The following is an 18,058-nucleotide window of genomic DNA, read 5'->3' on the forward strand; positions in this document are numbered from 1 at the left end:
GGTTTTCCGGCTCCGCCGTCGGAACGTTTATGACGTTTTCGCCTCTTTTGGATGATGTGATTAATCCCCATGAGCACCGATGACACATCGGTCCCCGCCGACCGTCCGACGGAGGAGATCACGGTCACCGTCAACGGCGAAACGGTCACCACGGAGGTCGAACCCCGCCACAAGCTCTCTGATTTCCTGCGCGAGCACCTGGGCCTTCGCGGGGTCCGGGTCGGCTGCGAACACGGCGTCTGCGGCGCGTGCACCGTACTGATGGACGGCGACGCGGTCAAGTCGTGTCTCAGCTACGCGGTGCAGGCCGACGGCGCAGAACTCGAAACCGTCGAGGGGTTGGCCGACGACGGTTCGCTCCACCCCATCCAGCAGTCGTTCCACGAGGAGCACGCCCTCCAGTGTGGCTTCTGCACCAGCGGGTTCGTGATGGCGACCAAGGAACTCCTCAACGAGAACCCCGACCCCGACGACGAGGAGATTCGCGAGGGGCTCGCCGACAACATCTGCCGGTGTACCGGCTACCAGAACATCTACGAGGCGGTGAACCGCGCCGCCGACCGAATGGAGGACGAGTAGATGTCGGGCACGCAGTCGCCGCCCGAGGCCGACGTCGAGGAGCGCGCCGGCGAAGCCGAGTTCACCGGCCGTGGACTCGAACGGGTCGAGGACCACCGCATCCTGACCGGGCGAGCGGAGTACGTCCACGACGTCGCCCCGGAGAACTGCCTCCACATGGCGCTCGTCCGGAGCATGCACGCCCACGCCGACATCGTCGACATCGACGTCTCCGCCGCGCTGGAAGTTCCGGGCTGTGAGGCGGTGCTGACCGCCGAGGACATAAAGGAGCGGTACAACCCGATGCCCTGCGGCCTCAACGGCTTCGAGGAGTGGTCGCTGGCCGACGGGAAGGTCCGGTACGTCGGCGAACCGGTCGCGGCCGTGGTCGCGACCGACCGGTACGTCGCGGAGGACGCGGTTGACGCCGTCGTCGTCGACTACGAAACGCGCGACTGCGTCGTCGACCCCCGGGGGGCGCTGGAGGACGACGTCGTCGTCCACGAGGAGTTCGGTTCGAACGTCGCCGACCGCGAGGAACTCGTCTTCGGCGACGTCGAGGGCGCGTTCGAGGACGCCGACCGCGTCGTCGAGTCCTCGTACTCGTGGGGCCGCATCTCGGGCGTCCCGCTCGAAACCGCGGGCGTCGTCGCGCAGTACGACGACGACGCCGACTCCTTCGACATTGACTGCAACATCCAATTGCACACGCTGGTCGACGACACCGTCTACGAGACGCTGGGCTACGGACCCGACGACGTCCACCTCAACGTGCCCGCCGACGTCGGCGGGAGTTTCGGCACCAAGATCGCCATCCACCGCTACTGCTGTCTCGCCGCGATGGCGAGCCAACAACTCGAACGACCGGTGAAGTTCGTCGAGGACCGCATCGAGAACCTCCAGGGCGGGGACATGCACTCCTCCGAGCGCGAGTACGAGGTGAAACTCGCGGTCGACGACGACGGGACGATCCGCGGCCTCGACGTCTGGTTCGTCGACGACTTCGGGGCGTGGCCGCGCTACCCCGTCAACCAGGTGCTCAAACCGCTGTCGGTGGTTTCGAACGCCTACGACATCCAGGACGTCCGCTACGAGTACGAGCTGGTGTTGACGAACAAGACCAGCCAGACCGCCTACCGCGGGTTCGGCGTCCCTTCCCACATCTACGCGCTGGAGATGATCGTCGAGGAGGCCGCCCGCGAACTCGGGATGGACCCCGACGAACTCCGGCGGCGCAACCTCATCGCGCCCGACCAGATGCCCTACGAACTCCCGACGAAGAACATCTACGACTCCGGCGACTTCCCCGAGGCGTTCGAGGAGATCCAGCGAATCGTCGACGAGCACGAGCGGTGCGAGGGCGGCCTGCTCGACCCCGAGGTCGTCGCGGCCAAGCGCGAGGAGGGCAAGTACCGCGGCGTCCGACCCACGGTCCACATCGAACCGGGCGTCAGCGGGTCGGACTGGACCGACCGCCAGCGCTCCGACCGGGCGGAACTCGACGACCGCGACCGCGACGACGTGGCCGAACTCCCCGAACACCTCCGGGCGGAGGTCCTGGCCGACGGGACGGTCAAGGCCTACATCGCGACCGACACCTCCGGGCAGGGCCACCAGACGCTCGTGAGCCAGTTGCTCGCCGACGAACTCGGCGTCCTGCCGAGCGACATCGAGGTCGGCTACCTCGACAGCGTCGAGGCCCCGACCGAGTACGGCACCGCCGCCTCCCGGATGGCGGTGATGCTCTCGGGCGCGACAGCGGGCCTCGGCCGCACGCTGGTCGAGAACCTCGAGGCGCTGGCCGCCCGCGAGTGGGACTGCGGCGTCGCGGAGGTGGCCTACCGCGATGGGCGAGTCGAACGCGTCGACACCGGCGAGTCGCTCTCGCTCGCCGACCTCGCCAACCGCGACGCCGACGGCGAGTTCGTCCGCGCGAGCTACGACTACGAGCACCCCGCCTCCCAGTTGGAGGAGTTCGACGAGGCGCTCTCGCGGAAGTTCCCGGTGTACCCGACCGCGGCGTTCGCCGCCAACGCGCCTATCGTGGAGGTCGACGCGAAGACCGGCGAGGTCGACATCCTGAAGTTCTACTCGCTGCGCGACTGCGGCACCCAACTCAACCCGACCATCGTCGAGGGCCAGGCCCACGGCGGCATCGCGCAGGGCGTCGGTGCGGCGCTCCAGGAGGAGTTCGGCTACGACGACGCGGGCCAGCCCCAGGCCATCACGCTGTTCGACTACAAACTCCCCTCCATCGAGAACGTCCCCGAAATCAAACTCGAACACACCGAGACGCCCTCGCCGTTCACCGAGACGGGCGCGAAGGGCACCGGCGAGGGTGGGATGATAGACGGTCCGGCGGCAATCGCGGCGTCGATCAACGCTGCGCTCGAACCGCTCGACGTCACCGTCGACCAGATTCCGTTCACGCCGAACCGGGTGCGCGAGCGCATCCGGAACTCGTCGGTCGAACGGTAGCGCGACGGCTCTTTTTGCTCCGGGGTTGCGAACTTCGTTTCCGAACGGACTCCGAGACCGTCGCACGAGACTGAGAGACGGTCGGACGGGGCACCCCGTCCGACCGTCTCGGCGAATCGTTTCGGCGAACCTTCTCGCCGGGGCGCGCTCGCGGAAGGAAGAAACGGCGGTGGCGTTATTCGAGGGACGCTTCGGCCTGCGGGGCCGCTTCGAGTTTCGACTCGGCGGGTTCGCCCTCGCGGGCCTTCTCCTCTAAATCCTCGAAGAAGTCGGTGACGAGTTTGTTCGAGACGCTCCCGAGCGCGCGCTGGCCCAGGCTGGCGATCATGCCCGATACCTCGGCCCGGGCGGCCCAGTCGACGCGCGTTCCGCCGGCGTCGAGTTCGACCAGCGCCATCTCGGCGACGAGGTCGAAGGCGTTGCGCGAGGCGTTGCCGTCGGCCTGCATCTCCAGCAGTTCGGGTTCGTCGGCCGCGGTGACCACGGCGTCGACGTCGAAGGTGGGCTTGACGCTTCCGACGCCCACCGCGATGGTCGCGGTGAGTTCGTGCGGTGATTGCATCTTGATGGTGTCACACCCCGGCGCGCATTCCGCGAGCACGTCCGGGTCGGTGAAGTACTTCCACAGTTCGTCTCTCGGCAGGTCGGATTCGAAATCGCCTTCAAATTCTAACATATGTATCGGTTTGAATCGTGTTTCGGTTACGTGTCGGTCGCGCGCCTGTAGGACGTTTCGAGCGAGCGCTTCGCGTACTCGCCGGCCACTTCGACCTTGAACTCCTCGTCGGCGTGCATCTCGGCCTCGGGGTCGGCCGCCTCGGTCGCGGCCGCGGCGGCCGCGTCGAGCGTCTCCTCGGTGAGCGGTTCGCCTTCGAGGGCCTCCTCGGCGTCGGGGACGCGCAGGGGTACGTCGGCGGCGTTCGCCAGCGCGACCCGCGCTTCCTCGATTACGGGGTCGTCGGCGTCGGGGTCGTCGACCCGGACGGCCGTGCCCGCGCTCACGGTGGGCCAGGTCTGTGCGGCGGGCTTGAGTTCGAGGAACGCCATCCCGGTCCGCTCCGGCGGGAAGGGTTCGGTCGGTATCGCGGCGCTCTCGATGATCTCGTCCTCACGGAGGTCGGTGAACATGTACGCGATGAAGTAATCGTCCACCGGGACCGTCCGAGAGTCGTCGGCCGAACGGAGCGTCAGCGTCGCGTCGAGCGCGAGGAGCGCCGCGGGGTAGTTGCCCGCCGGGTCGGCCTCGCCGATGCTCCCACCGAGCGTCCCGCGGTTGCGGACGCTCGGGCCGGCGATCTGTTCGGCGGCCTCAGGGAGCATCCGGACGCGCTCGGCGAGTTCCGCCGAGCGCTCGAGGGTCCGGTGGGTCGTCATCGCGCCGATCTCGATCTCGTCCTCCCCCACGTTGACGTAGTCGAGGTCCTCGACTCGGTTGAGGTCGATGATGTGGTCGGGCGTCGCCAGTCGGTTCGCCATCACGATGCCGAGCGACTGGTTGCCCGCCATCAGTTCGGCGTCGTGGTGTTCGGTGAGCAGCGACGCGACCTCCGAGACGGAGGTCGGTCGGTGATACTCGAACGGCGCGGGTTTCATGGCGTCGCCTCCATGCGCCGCCGGTTCGCCCCGCCGCGTAACGATTTCCAGTTCATCATGTGCCCTGAACGGAGGGAGTTATCGTTCCCCAAGGACAGTGTTACACTACCACACCAGTCCTTAATAAATGTTGGCCTACGATTCGGTCCCGGCGCTCGCGTCGCCCCCAAACCAACATTTAAGTCGCCCGCGACTGCCTACTGTAACGTAGAGGTACATTAGATGTTAGAAGGCTACGAGATGTACGATCTGACCCAGCCGTGGTCGCAGGACACGCCCGCATGGCCGACGTACGACAACCCGAAGGTGTGGTACGAAAAGAGCCTGGACACCGAGAAGGTCAACGGACAGAAGATAGAGTTCATGAACCACACCGGCACGCACTTGGACGGCGAGAAGCACTTCGTCGCCAACGGCCGGGACATCGAGTCGATGAGCCTCGACGAGTTGGTCGGCGACGCGGTCATCGCCGACATCTCCGACGAGGTCGGAGCGTACGACGTCTACACCAGCGAGATGATCGAGGACGCCGTCGACGTTCAGGAGGGCGACATCCTGTTCATCCACACCGGCTTCCAGAAGTACGCCTGGCACCGCGAGGAGGCCGACCCTCACGCGTTCTTCTGCAAACACCCCGGGCCGAACCAGGAGTTCGCCGACTGGGTCAAGGAGAAGAACCTGAACTACCTCATCCTCGACTGCGGGAGCGCCGACCACCCGATGAACACGGTGGTCCGGGACGTCCGCCCCGAACTCGCCGAGGAGGCGGCGGACCACCTCGGCGTCGACGACCTGGACGAGGTCTTCCCGCCGGAGGGCTACCAACTGATGCACACCGAACTGTTCCCGGAGGGCATCGTCCACGTCGAGAACGCTCAGGTGCCCGAGGAACTGCTGAACGAGCGTGTCCAGATCGGCACCTTCCCGTGGCGGTTCCGCGGGGGCGAGTCGTCGGTCTGCCGGTGCGTCGCGTTCAAAGAACAGTAGCGCGAGCGACCTTCGTTTTCGAAATCGAAACCGCGAGAGCCCAGGGACCGTCCGGTCCGTCTCACTCGCCGGTCGGCTCGACGACCTCCGGCTCTTCGGTTTCCGCGTCCGTCTCCGTCGGGACCGTACTCTCGCCAGGGAGCACCGCGTTCAGAACCAGGGCGGTGACCCCGCCCGTGATCAGCCCGGAGCCGACGAGGAGCCGGAGGTTCTCGGGGACCTGTCCGAGAATCTCCGGGCGGACCTCGACGCCGAGGCCCAGCACGATGGCGGTGGCGATGATGGTGAGGTTGCGCTGGGTCAGCGCGACTCGGCGGGCGACGATGCGGACGCCGACCGAGAAGATCATCCCGAACATCACGATGGCCGCGCCGCCCAGCACCGGGTTCGGCATCGCCGAGATGACGGCGGCCACCTTCGGGACGAAGCCGAGCACGACGAGCAGCACGCCGCAGATGCCCACGACGTAGCGGCTCGCGACGCCCGTGAAGCTGATGAGCCCGACGTTCTGGGAGAACGAGGTGTTCGGGAACGCGTTGAACACCGCCGCGACGCCGCTCATCACCCCGTCGGCGATGAGCCCGCCCTTGAGTTCCTCCGATTCGGGGTCTCGGCCCACCACCTCGGTCGTGCCCGAGATGTCGCCGATGGTCTCCATCGCGGTGATGACGTAGGCGAACGCGACCACGAGCACCGCGCTCGGGTGGAACTCGACGCCGTACTGGAGCGGAATCGGTACCGACACCCAGCCGGCGGTGCCGACGCGGGCGAAGTCGAGCATCCCCAGCGGAATCGCCACCAGGTAGCCGACGACGACGGCGACGAGGATGCTCGCCATCCGCAGGAACCCGTCGAAGAACTGGTTCAGTCCGAGCGCGACGACGAACACCAGCCCCGCGAGCCCGACGTTCTCTAAGTTCCCGTACGTCTCCGCGCCCGGCCCGCCGGCGGCGTAGTCCATCGCCACCGGTATCAGCGTGAGTCCGACGAGCATCACCACGACGCCGGTCACCAGCGGCGGGAACAGGTCGCGGATATCGTCGATGAAGTGGCCGAGCAGTATCTCGACCGGCGCGGCCAGAATCGCCGCGCCGAAGATGGCCGCGAGGCCGAACTGGTTGCCGATGTCGATCAGCGGCGCGACGAAGATGGCGCTGGTCCCCATGACGATTGGGAGGCGCGCCCCGACCGGCCCGATCGGGTACGCCTGGACGACGGTGGCGACCCCGGCGACCAGCAGCGCCATCTGCAGGATGAACATCGTATCGCCGGTGCCGAGGCCGATCGCTCGGGCGATGACCAGCGGGAGCGCGGTGGTCGACAGGAACATCGCCAGCAGGTGCTGGAACCCCAACGGAACCGCCTCGCCAGCCGGCGGCTTGTCTTCGATGTCGTACTCGACGATGTCCTCGCCGGACTCCTCGCCCGGCGGCTGAGGCGGTACCTCGACGTCGTCCGTATGGCCATGTTCACTCATACCACAGTCGACAATCTGACTAATAATACTTAAATATTGTTTCAGTATCACCGATGGACGCTCGCCGACGCCGCGTCGTCGTCTCGCTTACGTCGTCTCTCGCATCTTTTCTCGCTTGCCTCGTCCCGCTCGTTCCTCCTCGCCGTCGTCGGCGAAGCGCCGCGGTCGGCCGAGAGGTTAGCGGTGGAACTCGACTGTCACCCCGTCCTCGAGGGCGCCGAGCGCGTCTGAGTCCCCACTTCCTCGCTGGTTCGCCAACGCTTATGTGACCCTTTCTCGCACGTGTCCCCATGAGCGAGATGTCTGCGGTCGTCCTCGACTCCTGGGGCGGCGAACTCGCGGTCGCGGAAGTCCAGACTCCCGAACCCTCCGCCGGCGAGGTGCGCGTCGACGTGCGCGCCTGCGGCGTCACTCGAACCATCGAGAACGCCGTCCGGGGCGGACTCTCCGACGACCCGGCGCTAACGCCCCGCATCCCCGGCCACGAGTTCGCGGGCGTGGTCGACGCCGTCGGCGACGGCGTGACCGACGTGTCGGTCGGCGACCGCGTGCTGGCGTACTTCTACCTGACCTGCGGGCGATGCGACGCCTGCCGGGCGGGCCGGACCAACCGGTGCCACGACTTCGGCGGCTGGTTCGGCGTCCACCGTGACGGCGCGTACGCCGAGCAGACCGTGATACCCGCGGCCAACGTCCTCCCGCTGCCCGACGACGCGACGTTCGCGGAGGGCGCCGTCGCCGCCGACGGACTGGCGACGCCGCTCCACGTCTGCGAGCGCGCGGACGTCAGTGACGACGACACCGTCCTCGTCGTCGGGGCGGCGGGCCGCGTCGGGATACATCTGTGCCAGCTGGCCGCGCTGCGGGGCGCGACGGTGCTCGCCGCCGACGTGGCCGACGACCGCCTCGCCCACGTCGATTCGGTCACCGGCGACGCCGTGGTTCCGCTCGACGCGCGGAACCCGAACTTCGTCGACCGAGTCCGCGACGCGACGCCCTCCGGCGACGGACCGACGGTCGTCGTCGACACCGTGGGCGACCCCGAGACGCTCCGGGACGCCTGGGAGTGCATGGCGATGGGCGGGCGCCTCGTCTCGCTGACGACCCACCACGACCGGGGCCTCGACGTGCCGCTCCGGGAGTACGTCGAGAAGGAGGCCGCGCTACTCGGGTCGCGCTACGCGACGATGGACGAGGTGGTGCGGGCGGCCCGCCTGCTCGCCGACGGTCGCGTCGAGGGAGTCGTCGCCGAGACGGTGTCGCTCGACGAGGTTCCGTCCGTCCACGAGGCCATCCGCCACGGGAACTCCCACGGCATGGTCGTCCTCGAACCCTGACCGAGCTTCCCGGCCACTCGTTCCCACCGTCCCCTCCGAGCAGCACCGCTAGTCGAGTCGTTCGCCATTGAGGACGATGTCGCGGTCGAAGGACATCGGCTCGCGGAGTGCGGCGTGGGCGGGGCAGTGACGCTCGGCGAGGTCGACGAGTTCGCGCACCTCGTCGGGGTGGGCGGGGCTCTCGATGCGCGTGGTGTACCGAATCTCGTCGTCGACGAACCCCGGACTCGCCCCGTCGACGCCGAGTACGCCCCGCGGGTCGACGTCGCCGGAGACGTCGATGGAGAGGTCGTCGATCTCGATGCCGGTCGCCAGGGCGTTCTTCGCGTAGATGACCTGCTGGCAGAACGCGAAGCCCGCGAGGAAGTACTCCAGCGGCCGGGGACCGCGGTTCTCGCCGCCTGCCATCGTCGCGGGTTCGTCGCTCTCGAAGTCGAACGCGCGGGCCTCCGCGCGCCCGTGGAAGTTCTCTTGGAGGGTCGCGGTCACTTCGTTCTCCCCGACGGGGACGCGGTTCGCGTCCCGAAGCGTCTCGATCTCGTCCCAGACGGCGTCCTGTAAACTCCAGTCGACGACCATGCCAGGTGGTGGCACCCTCGGTGCAATAGAGGTGGCGCTCGGGGAGAGGGTTGCCTACTCCCGCGGCCGGAGGGGGAGTTCGATGTGGGTCGGGTGGGCCGCCTCGTGGTAGACGGTGTTGGTCGCGACCTCGTACTCGCGGTCACCGTAGAGCGGGCCGCCGGTGTTGTGGTTGACGTCGAAGCGCGGGAAGTTCGACGACGAGACGTCTAGTCGGATGCGGTGGCCGGGCTTGAACACGTTCGCGGTGGGGTAGGGCTCCATCTCGAACTCGTAGACCTCTCCGGGTTCGACGAAGTCGGCCGTTTCGCGGTAACCCCGGTAGCGCGCCCGGCAGATGGAGTCGCAGAGGTTGAGCGCGAAGCCGTCCTCGAAGTCGGCGCTCGGCGGGTACTCGTCGATGAGTTTCGCGGTGAAGTCGGTGTCCTTCGCGTCGGTCGACCCGAAGACGCTGACGCGAATCGGCCCGGCTATCTCGACCGCCTCCTTCAGCGGCGGGGTGCGGAACACCAGCACGTCGTCGCGTTCTTCGAGCGGGCGGTAGGGCGCCTCCGCGAAGTAGGTGTCCTCGCGCGTGCGCTGGTCGTAGCCGCCCCTGCCCGTCATGTCGAGCAGTTTGCGCTCGCCGAGCGGGTACTCCAGAATCGGCTCCTCGCGGGGTTCGTAGGTGATGTACGACGAGCAGTTGCCCCCGAGGGTGGGGACCGGGTCCTTCGGGTCGAACTCGTAGGTGGTCGACGAGTCGTCCGCGTCGGGTTTCTCGGTCGAGAGCGTCCCGTCGCCGTGGGCGTAGAACGTCGTGAACTCCGTTCCCGGCAGGGGCCAGTCGTCGCCTTCGGCCCACTCGCCGCCGTGGAAGAGGCGGCCGCCGCGACTCCGGCCGCCGGCTTCTCGACCCTCGCCGCCGGTGCCCATCCGGAAGTACTGGACCGTCGGCTGGTCGCTCCAGGTGTCCTCGCCCTTGAGGTAGTGGTCGAAGAAGCGCAGGCGCGTCTCCTGGTAGTCTCGCAGGGCCTGCTCGCCGAACTCGAGTTCGCCGGAGTAGGACTTGTTCCACGAGGGGAGCGGGTAGGTGTTCCAGCCGTGGGTCCACGGCCCCATCAGCAGGAAGTGGTCGCTCTCCTTCCGGTCGGCCAGCGCCTCGAAGTTGTCGCAGGTGGCCTTGGTGTACGAGTCGTACCACGCCCCGGCGTACACCGTGGGAACGTCGGCGCTCTCGTCGTAGTACCGCTCGAAGTTGACGCCCGGCGACTGCCAGAGGTCGTCGTCGGCCTCGCCGCGCTCCATGATGTCGAACGCCCACTCCTCGTAGTTCGGAATGTGACGCAGCGGCGACTGGCCGCGCTTGAGCGGGCCGTCGGCCAGCACTTCGCGCACGTCGACGTTGGCGAGTCGCTGCTGAATCTCGGGGTTGTCCAGCGCGCGCTTCGCGAACCCGCCGCCGAGGGTGAACGCCCAGGCGAGCCACCGCAGTTCGAACGCGCCGTTGTGCCGGAAGGTGGCCTTCCGGCCGTTGGCGGCGCCCTGGTTGACGAACATCGCTTCGAGGTGCGGCGGGTCCTGGGTCGCGAGCGCCGACTGGACCCACGCGCCGTAGGAGGTCCCGATGGTGCCGACCTGGCCGTCGCAGTACACCCGCTCCGCGAGCCATTCGACGGTGTCGTAGCCGTCCTCGGCCTCGTTGACGAAGATGTAGTAGTCGCCCTCGCTCTCGAAGCGCCCTCTACAGTCCTGGATGGCGACGACGTAGCCGCGCTCGGCGAACCACTCGCCGTGGCGCTCCATCCGGCCGCGCTTGTTGTACGGCGTCCGGTCCAACAGCGCTGGCTTGGGGTCGTCGACCGGTTCTCCGGTGTCGGGGTCGGCGGGACGATAGACGTCGGTCGCGAGTTTCGTCCCGTCCCGCATCTCCACCATCACGTTCAGTTCGGCGTGGACGCCGTACCGCGGGTCGGAAGCCATACTCTTACCTTCCGGACGAGCGCCAAATATTTTTCTCCGGACGCTGCCCGACCCCACCTCCCGTGCGGGGTGGCAACACGGACCGGCAAATTTAATGTGATTATTCTCAATGGTTGGGTGTGTGCGTGCCAACTACGCGGTACTGCGGACGCGAAGGTGAACGATGACTGACGACAACACCGACGATTTCGAGGAAGTGGAAGAGACGATCAGCCCGGAAGGCCCGGCGAGCGGCGTCGAACGGTCGGACTTCGTCGAGTACGGCATCGACGACCAGCCGCCACTCGGCGAGTCCATCCTGCTGGGGTTCCAGCACTATCTGACGATGATCGGCGCGACGGTCGCCATCCCGCTCGCGCTCGCGGCGGCGCTCGGAATGTTCGAGGCCGCGCCCCAGCAGGTCGGGCGGCTCATCGGGACGTTCTTCGTCGTCTCGGGCATCACGACGCTGGCTCAGACGACCATCGGGAACCGCTACCCCATCGTGCAGGGCGGCACCTTCTCGATGTTGGCGCCCGCGCTCGCCATCATCGGCGTGCTCTCCACCCAGTCGGGGGTCGGCTGGCAGTTCATGCTGCGCGAACTGATGGGTGCGGTCATCGTGGCCGGCATAGTGGAGGTGCTCATCGGCTACTTCGGCGGGATGGGCGCGCTCAAACGGTACGTGAGTCCCATCGTCATCGCGCCGACCATCGCGCTCATCGGCCTGGCGCTGTTCAGCGCACCCCAGATCGCGAACCCGAACCTCTCGGCCCCGGGGACCGGCCAGAACTGGTGGCTGGTCGGGCTGACGCTCGTGCTCATCGTCGGGTTCTCCCAGTACCTCGACACCTACCACCGGACGTTCCGGCTCTACCCGGTGTTGCTCGGCATCAGCACCGCGTGGATCGTCGCGGCCGTCCTGTCGGTCGCCGGCGTCTACACCCAGGGTTCGGTCAGCTACGTCGACCTCTCGTCGGTCGCCAGCGCGTCGCTCATCCAGCCCATCTACCCCTTCCAGTGGGGGCTGCCCCGGTTCACGCCCGCGTTCGTCATCGGGATGGTGGCGGGGATGTTGGCGTCGGCCATCGAGAGCTTCGGCGACTACCACGCCGTCGCGCGGATGGCCGGTCGGGGCGCGCCGAGCAAGAAGCGCATCGACCACGGCATCGGCATGGAGGGCGTGGGGAACGTGCTCGCCGGCGTGATGGGCACGGGTAACGGCTCGACGTCCTACACCGAGAACGTCGGCGCTATCGGCATCACCGGCGTCGCCAGCCGCTACGTCGTCCAGATTGGCGCGATAGTGATGCTGGTCGCGGGGTACATCGGCTACGTCGGCCAACTGTTCGCGACCATCCCCGACCCCATCATCGGCGGACTCTACATCGCGATGTTCGGCCAAATCGCGGCGGTCGGCCTCTCACAACTACAGTTCGTGGACCTCAACAGCAACCGGAACGTGTTCATCGTGGGCTTCGCGCTGTTCGCCGGCCTCGCCATCCCCGGCTACATGGGCAACGTCCAGAACGGCGCGGCGGGCTTCCAGCAGGGCATGGCCCAGGTGCCCGTCCTCGGTTCCCTCCTCGGAACCGAGGTCGTCTCTACGACGCTGTTCGTCATCGGCGGGACCGGGATGGCGGTCGGCGGCATCATCGCGTTCTTCCTCGACAACACCATCGACGGCACGCCCGAAGAGCGCGGCATCACCGAACTCGAGGCGATGTCTGAGGACGAGTCCGACTTCGACGCATTCTTCGACCGGTTCGGTTCGAGCGACGCGTCGGCCTCGAAGTCCCGGTCGGACTGAGGAACTCTACCGGTCGGTCGGTTCGAGGCGCGGTCCGGTCGCTTTTTCGTCGTCCCCGTCCCGGTCGCGGAGGACGTGTTCGCCCGCCAGTCGGACGGAATCGCCGACGGCCAGCGCCCGGTCGTCGAGTTGCGCGACGAGCGAGACGCCGTCGTCGAAGCGCGCTAGTCCGAGGCGGTTCGGTTCTCTCACGTCCGGCGGGGTGACGTGCGCGGTCGTCACCGCGACCAGTTCGCCGACGCCGAGTCGGTAGGGTTCGAAGTCCGCCGACCCGCACGACGGACAGCGACGCCGGTCGGGGTACCACCGCTCGGAACATTCCGTGCACGCGTACGCACGAGCCAGTGATGCGTCCGCGTCGGTCATCGTGCCTCCAGGACGCTGCAGACGCCGTTGTTCCCGAAGCCGGCGACGTTGAGCGCCAGTCCGACCTCGGCGTCGGCGACCTGTCGGCCCGACGCCTCGCCCCGGAGTTGCCAGACCAGTTCGACCACCTGCGAGACGCCGGTCGCCCCGAGCGGATGACCCCGCGCCTTCAGCCCGCCGCCCGGGTTGACCGGGAGCGGGCCGTCGAGCGCCGTCTCGCCGTCGAGCGTCGCCCGCCAGGCCTCGCCCGCGTCGTAGAACCCCAACTCCTCGAGTTCGAGGAGTTCGAGGATGCTGAACGCGTCGTGGATGCAGGCGACGTCGACGTCGTCCGGCGTCTGGCCGGCCGCGGCCAGCGCCCCCTCGCCGGCCCGCCGGACCGCCGCAATTTCGAGCGGGTCCGAGCGCTCGCCGACGGCGTGGGTGCCGACCGCGCTCTCGCAGCCGGCGACCCGGATGCCCGCGTCCGACCCGGGATGAGACTCCTCGGCGGCCAGCAGGACGGCGGCCGCGCCGTCGCTGGTCGGACAGCAGTCGTAGAGGCGGAGCGGTTCGGCGACCTTCGGCGAGTCGAGGACGTCCTCGACCGTAATCTCGCGCCGGAACTGCGCGTACGGATTCTCGGTCGCGTTCGCGTGGTTCTTCACCGCCACCTGCGCCAGCGCCGCCCGGTCGGCGTCATACCGCCGGAGGTAGGCGTCGGCCGCCAGGCCGCCGTAGGACGGGAGGGTCACGCCCTGCGCGTACTCGGCCTCGTGGACGATTCGGCTGATGACGTCGGTCGCGGCCGCGGTCGAGGCGGCCGACATCTTCTCGGCGCCGACGACCAGCGCGAGCTCCGACACCCCGCTCTCGACCGCCTGGACCGCCCTGCGGAAGGCGCTCGCGCCGCTCGCGCTGGTGTTCTCGATTCGGTCGGCGGCGGCAGCCTCTGCGCCGAGACTCGCTGCCAGCGCGTTCTGAAGGCCCGACCGGCGGTTGAACGCCTCGGCGCCGGCGTTGCCGACGTGGAGCGAGGTCAGCGCCGCGGGCGAAACGCCCGCATCGTCGAGCGCCCGCTCGGCCGCGGTCTCCAACAGTTCGCCGACCGACTCGTCGGCCGCGCTTCGAAATCGGGTCATCCCGGCGCCCGCGACGACCGCGCCGCTCACGGTCGGCCACCCCGACTTCGTCGGCGACACTCTCGGCTGGGGTTCGCCTGTCTTTGCATGCGAGAGTGGCTTGCTCGTCCACCCTCTTCTAAGTTCGTGCCCGCGCCCGACGACCCGCAACGTGTCAATCAATAATGAATACTTCTAAGAGGCCACCGCCGATATCGGTTAGTGGTATGTCTGAAATCGCAGACCTGCGTGTAATCAACGCTCGGGTCGTCACCCCGAGCGGGACCATCGACGGCGGTGTCGCGGCGACCGACGGCGAAATCGTCGCGGTCGGCAGCGACCGGAACCTCCCTGAGGCCGACGAAACCATCGACGCCGAGGGCAACTACCTGATTCCGGGCTTCATCGACCCGCACGTCCACTGGGGGCTGTCGCGCTACGAGTACGAGTACCACGAAGGGCTGGCCCACGACTTCGAAACCGAGACTCGCGGGGCGGTCCACGGCGGCGTTACCTCCGTCGTGAACTTCCTGCTCCAACCGGACCCCTACCTGCCGGACATGGACTTCTTCCGGAAGGTCGGCGCGGAGAACTCCTACATCGACTTCGCGTACCACGCCATCGTCCACCAGGACCACCACGTCGAGGAGATAGAGGGCCTCGCCGAGAAGGGAATCCGGTCGTTCAAGGTGTTCTTCAACTGGTACAAGCACGCCTCGCCCGAACTCGGCATCGACCACTCCGACGCCGGCCGGACCTACAAGGTCCTCGACAAGGTGTCCGACATCCCCAACGGCGTGGTGATGTTCCACGCCGAGAACGAGGACCTCGCCATCGAGCGCCGCAAGGAACTACAGGCCGAGGGGCGCAACGACCTCGAAGCGTGGTCCGAAGCGTCGCCGAACGTCGCCGAGGCGATGCAGATCGAACAGATCGGTCGGCTGACCGAGTACACCGACTCACGGGCGTACATCGTCCACATGTCCACGGGCGAGGGCGTCGACGTCTGCGAGCGCTTCCAGGAGCAGGGCGTCAACCTCCACGCCGAAACCCTGCCCGCGTTCCTCGCGCACACGAAGGACGAGGACCTGGGCGTGTGGGGTAAAATCTCGCCGCCGCTTCGGGGCGAGGAGAGCCAGAAGCGCCTCTGGGAGGGCCTGCGAACCGGCGTGGTCGACTACCTCGGCACCGACCACTGCCCGCACAAGATCGAGTTCAAGGAGAAGGGCGAGGGCAAGTACGGCGACATCTGGGAGGCCATCCCGGGCGACAGCAACGGCATCGAGTACTTCCTGCCGGTGATGATGAGCGAGGGCGTCAACAAGAACCGCATCTCGATGGAGCGCCTCGTCGAGGTCGCCGCCGAGAACAACGCCAAGCGCTGGGGGCTCTACCCCCGGAAGGGCGCGCTGGCTGAGGGGTCGGACGCCGACATGGTCATCGTCGACCTCGAGAAGTCGGCGGTGGTCGACGACGACTTCTACCACACGATGGAACCGCGCTACTCGACGTTCCACGGCGACGAACTCACCGGTCTGCCGACCCACACCATCGTCGGCGGCGAGGTCGTGGTCGAGGACGGCGAACTCCTGGTCGAGAAGGGCGGCCGCGAGTACCTCCCGCGGTACAACGCCGGCGTCCCGAGCAACTAAACGCGCACTCGTTTTCGCGATTCGTCCGTACTCCCGGAACCTTCGATTGTCAGTCGTTACCAACGCCCGAAATGTGTGTCACCGACGACCACGGTCGTTCGGGAGAGATGAACGCACACGGACGCGGTTTCGACCGACGATGCGGCGAACCAAACCGTGTACGACCACCTAACGTCCGAATTCAAAAATTGCCGCGAACCGGCGGTGTCGGAAGCCCGTTCGACCGTGCCGAACGAAGGTTTTAGTAGGCCGGACGCCATCTGAACGATGACAGACGATGGCACGAAACGACGGCGAACCGCTGCAGGCGCTCGAAACCTCCTTCAGAATCATCGAGGGGCTGAAGGAACTCCGCGGCGCGGGCGTCTCCGAACTGGCGCGTCACCTCGACCTCCCGAAGAGCACCGTCCACAACCACCTCCGGTCGCTCGAAGAGATGGAGTACATCGTGCGCGAGGGCGACACCTACCAGAACGGCATCCGGTTCCTGGGCATCGGCGAGCAGGCCCGGTTCCGGCGGAAGATATACGATACCGCCAGGCCGGAAGCCGATAAGCTCGCGACGGAGACGAACGAACTGTCGGCCGTCATGGTTGAGGAGCACGGGTGGGGCGTGTTCATCCACCGGGCGAAGAGCGACCAGGCGGTCCACATCGACAGCTACCCCGGTCAGCGCATCCACCTTCACAGCACGGCGCTCGGCAAGGCGATACTCGCGTACCTGCCCGAGCACCGGGTCGAGGAGATCATCGACGACCACGGCCTTCCCCCGGTTACGGAGAACACCATCACCGACCGCGAGGCGCTGCTCGACGAACTCGACGAAATCCGCGAAACCCGGGTTGCGTACGACGACGAGGAGCGCGTCCAGGGGCTCCGGTGCGTCGCGTCGCCGATCAGGAGCAACGAGGACTCGGTCATCGGCGCAATCAGCGTCGCGGGGCCGACGAGCCGAATACAGGACGGTCGCTTCGAGGAGGAGATTCCGGACCAGGTTCTCAGCGCCGCCAACGTCATCGAACTCAACATCACCTACTCGTAGGCGGCGTTCCACAGAGGTGAACGTGCGTTCGTGGCTCGACGTTCCGTCGGGGGTTACTTCGATTCCGGCAACAGGCCACGGTCATCCTTCTGTGCCGAAGCGCGACGTGCATGCACGTCGCGTTTCAGCGCGAAACTCGGTCGTGGGCGCGACCCGACTGCGCAATTCTATCTGTTACAAGGCTAGTAGCGTAACGCCGACCTCCGCATCACGTTCGACAGTCGCAACCGCCGGCCTCGAGCAGTTCGCCGACCGTCGAGACGGTCCCGCACTCCCGACACAGGACCTGCGTTTCGACGAGTACGTCGTAGTCGCCGAGGTCGAGGGTATCGGTCGCGGCGAGGCGGTCGAGCGTGTTCTCGGTCACGGCGACCGTCCGACTCTGGAGGCGTTGCACCGTGTCGCGGGCCGACTCGCGGCGCGACTCGTCCGACTGCTCGTTCGACGGTGGGCGGGTGTCCCGGTGCTTCGTCAGATACGTGTGTATCGCTTGGTGGGAGACGAAATCGCGCTTCAGTCGGTCGACATCGATATCCTCGCGTTCGAGTTGCTTGCGCGTCTGGGTTCGAACCCCGCTGCTCACCTCGTCGTCGGTGAGCAGTCGATAGGTGTTCTCGACTTCGCCGTCCAGCGGATTCATCCCCGCGTCTCGCATCGCCGTCTCGAGCACGTTCTCGTTGAAGTATACCGCGAGTTCGCGGAGGCTCCGTCGCTCCGCTCCGTCGCCGGTCCACAGCGCTGCGAGTTCGTCGTCCATCCCTTCGAGCCCGTATTCGTCTATCACGCGGGCTACTTTGCTCCGTCTCCCGCTCGACCGCTCGGACGCGTCGTCAGACATCTTTGCGTAGATATGTGAATCTGACCGGTAAAAAAGCGTTCGCTCGCGCGTCGGGACGAAACTGCGCCGGGCGACCGCCGATGAGTCCCGTTTCTCGCTGTCCACTTGCTCCTCAGAGGACGCGGCTACTGTCGACGGGACGAATCACTGGCCTCGACTAATCGTTACAACGCTATTTCTGTAACTCCCCTCCGATACGAACGGTGGTGTAATCTCCGGTCGCGGTCGTCTTCACTACGTGAATCGCCGGTACGTCGGTGTCCGTCGCGGACCAAGTAAGGTGTTCTATTATTCAAAACG

Annotated in this window: 15 protein-coding genes; 7 read left to right on the plus strand and 8 right to left on the minus strand. The window is 67.0% G+C overall.

Annotated elements, in window-relative coordinates; translation table 11 throughout:
• The first annotated feature begins 69 nt into the window (after positions 1-69).
• Together NGM07_RS22765 and NGM07_RS22770 are read left to right on the plus strand one after the other, a co-directional pair.
• The gene (locus NGM07_RS22765) at positions 70-579 is read left to right on the plus strand and encodes a (2Fe-2S)-binding protein (RefSeq protein WP_253521428.1); all 510 of its coding nucleotides are present in this window, start codon (positions 70-72) and stop codon (positions 577-579) included.
• Positions 580-3,036: a xanthine dehydrogenase family protein molybdopterin-binding subunit gene (locus NGM07_RS22770; RefSeq protein ID WP_253521431.1), complete on the plus strand. Its 2,457-nt coding sequence runs from the start codon at positions 580-582 to the stop codon at positions 3,034-3,036.
• Between the two features lie 175 nt (positions 3,037-3,211).
• On the opposite strand, the gene NGM07_RS22775 is transcribed toward NGM07_RS22770, so the two are convergent.
• Positions 3,212-3,712, minus strand: a complete 501-nt coding sequence (locus NGM07_RS22775) for an SRPBCC family protein (protein ID WP_253521434.1) — start codon at positions 3,710-3,712, stop codon at positions 3,212-3,214.
• Between the two features lie 26 nt (positions 3,713-3,738).
• Positions 3,739-4,629, minus strand: a complete 891-nt coding sequence (locus NGM07_RS22780) for an FAD binding domain-containing protein (protein ID WP_253521437.1) — start codon at positions 4,627-4,629, stop codon at positions 3,739-3,741.
• A 222-nt stretch (positions 4,630-4,851) separates the two neighbouring features.
• Here NGM07_RS22780 and NGM07_RS22785 point away from each other — a divergent pair, with 222 nt between their 5' ends.
• Positions 4,852-5,616, plus strand: coding sequence for a cyclase family protein (locus NGM07_RS22785; protein WP_253521439.1), 765 nt, complete (start codon positions 4,852-4,854; stop codon positions 5,614-5,616).
• A gap of 61 nt (positions 5,617-5,677) precedes the next feature.
• Here NGM07_RS22785 and NGM07_RS22790 read toward each other — a convergent pair whose 3' ends face one another.
• Positions 5,678-7,093: a uracil-xanthine permease family protein gene (locus tag NGM07_RS22790; RefSeq protein WP_253521443.1), complete on the minus strand. Its 1,416-nt coding sequence runs from the start codon at positions 7,091-7,093 to the stop codon at positions 5,678-5,680.
• 290 nt (positions 7,094-7,383) lie between these two features.
• Here NGM07_RS22790 and NGM07_RS22795 point away from each other — a divergent pair, with 290 nt between their 5' ends.
• Positions 7,384-8,430, plus strand: a complete 1,047-nt coding sequence (locus NGM07_RS22795) for an alcohol dehydrogenase catalytic domain-containing protein (RefSeq protein WP_253521460.1) — start codon at positions 7,384-7,386, stop codon at positions 8,428-8,430.
• 48 nt (positions 8,431-8,478) lie between these two features.
• On the opposite strand, the gene NGM07_RS22800 is transcribed toward NGM07_RS22795, so the two are convergent.
• Both NGM07_RS22800 and NGM07_RS22805 read right to left on the minus strand, forming a co-directional pair.
• Positions 8,479-9,009 (minus strand): OsmC family protein, encoded by a 531-nt coding sequence (locus tag NGM07_RS22800; RefSeq protein ID WP_253521447.1) that lies wholly within the window; start codon positions 9,007-9,009, stop codon positions 8,479-8,481.
• Positions 9,010-9,063: 54 nt separating this feature from the next.
• On the minus strand, positions 9,064-10,971 hold the full coding sequence (locus NGM07_RS22805; RefSeq protein ID WP_253521449.1) for a CocE/NonD family hydrolase: 1,908 nt from the start codon (positions 10,969-10,971) through the stop codon (positions 9,064-9,066).
• A gap of 163 nt (positions 10,972-11,134) precedes the next feature.
• Between NGM07_RS22805 and NGM07_RS22810 the strand changes: the two genes are divergently transcribed.
• Positions 11,135-12,760, plus strand: a complete 1,626-nt coding sequence (locus NGM07_RS22810) for a uracil-xanthine permease family protein (protein ID WP_253521463.1) — start codon at positions 11,135-11,137, stop codon at positions 12,758-12,760.
• 6 nt (positions 12,761-12,766) lie between these two features.
• On the opposite strand, the gene NGM07_RS22815 is transcribed toward NGM07_RS22810, so the two are convergent.
• Both NGM07_RS22815 and NGM07_RS22820 read right to left on the minus strand, forming a co-directional pair.
• Entirely contained in the window at positions 12,767-13,126 is a 360-nt protein-coding gene (locus NGM07_RS22815; RefSeq protein WP_253521465.1) for a Zn-ribbon domain-containing OB-fold protein, read from the minus strand.
• Positions 13,123-14,277 carry a thiolase C-terminal domain-containing protein gene (locus tag NGM07_RS22820; RefSeq protein ID WP_382194556.1) on the minus strand — a complete coding sequence of 385 codons (1,155 nt, stop codon included), beginning with the start codon at positions 14,275-14,277 and terminating at the stop codon, positions 13,123-13,125. Before NGM07_RS22820 ends, NGM07_RS22815 begins: the two co-directional genes overlap by 4 nt.
• 176 nt (positions 14,278-14,453) lie before the next feature.
• On the opposite strand from NGM07_RS22820, the gene NGM07_RS22825 reads away from it, so the two are divergent.
• Entirely contained in the window at positions 14,454-15,878 is a 1,425-nt protein-coding gene (locus NGM07_RS22825) for a dihydroorotase (RefSeq protein WP_253521468.1), read from the plus strand.
• A 277-nt stretch (positions 15,879-16,155) separates the two neighbouring features.
• Complete coding sequence (locus NGM07_RS22830) at positions 16,156-16,920, plus strand: IclR family transcriptional regulator (protein ID WP_253521471.1); 765 nt, start codon at positions 16,156-16,158, stop codon at positions 16,918-16,920.
• Positions 16,921-17,128: 208 nt separating this feature from the next.
• Here NGM07_RS22830 and rdfA read toward each other — a convergent pair whose 3' ends face one another.
• On the minus strand, positions 17,129-17,758 hold the full coding sequence (gene rdfA / locus NGM07_RS22835; RefSeq protein WP_253521473.1) for a rod-determining factor RdfA: 630 nt from the start codon (positions 17,756-17,758) through the stop codon (positions 17,129-17,131).
• Between the last annotated feature and the right edge of the window lie 300 nt (positions 17,759-18,058).

Source organism: Halorussus vallis (genome assembly GCF_024138165.1).
In the GTDB taxonomy this organism is placed as follows: domain Archaea; phylum Halobacteriota; class Halobacteria; order Halobacteriales; family Haladaptataceae; genus Halorussus; species Halorussus vallis.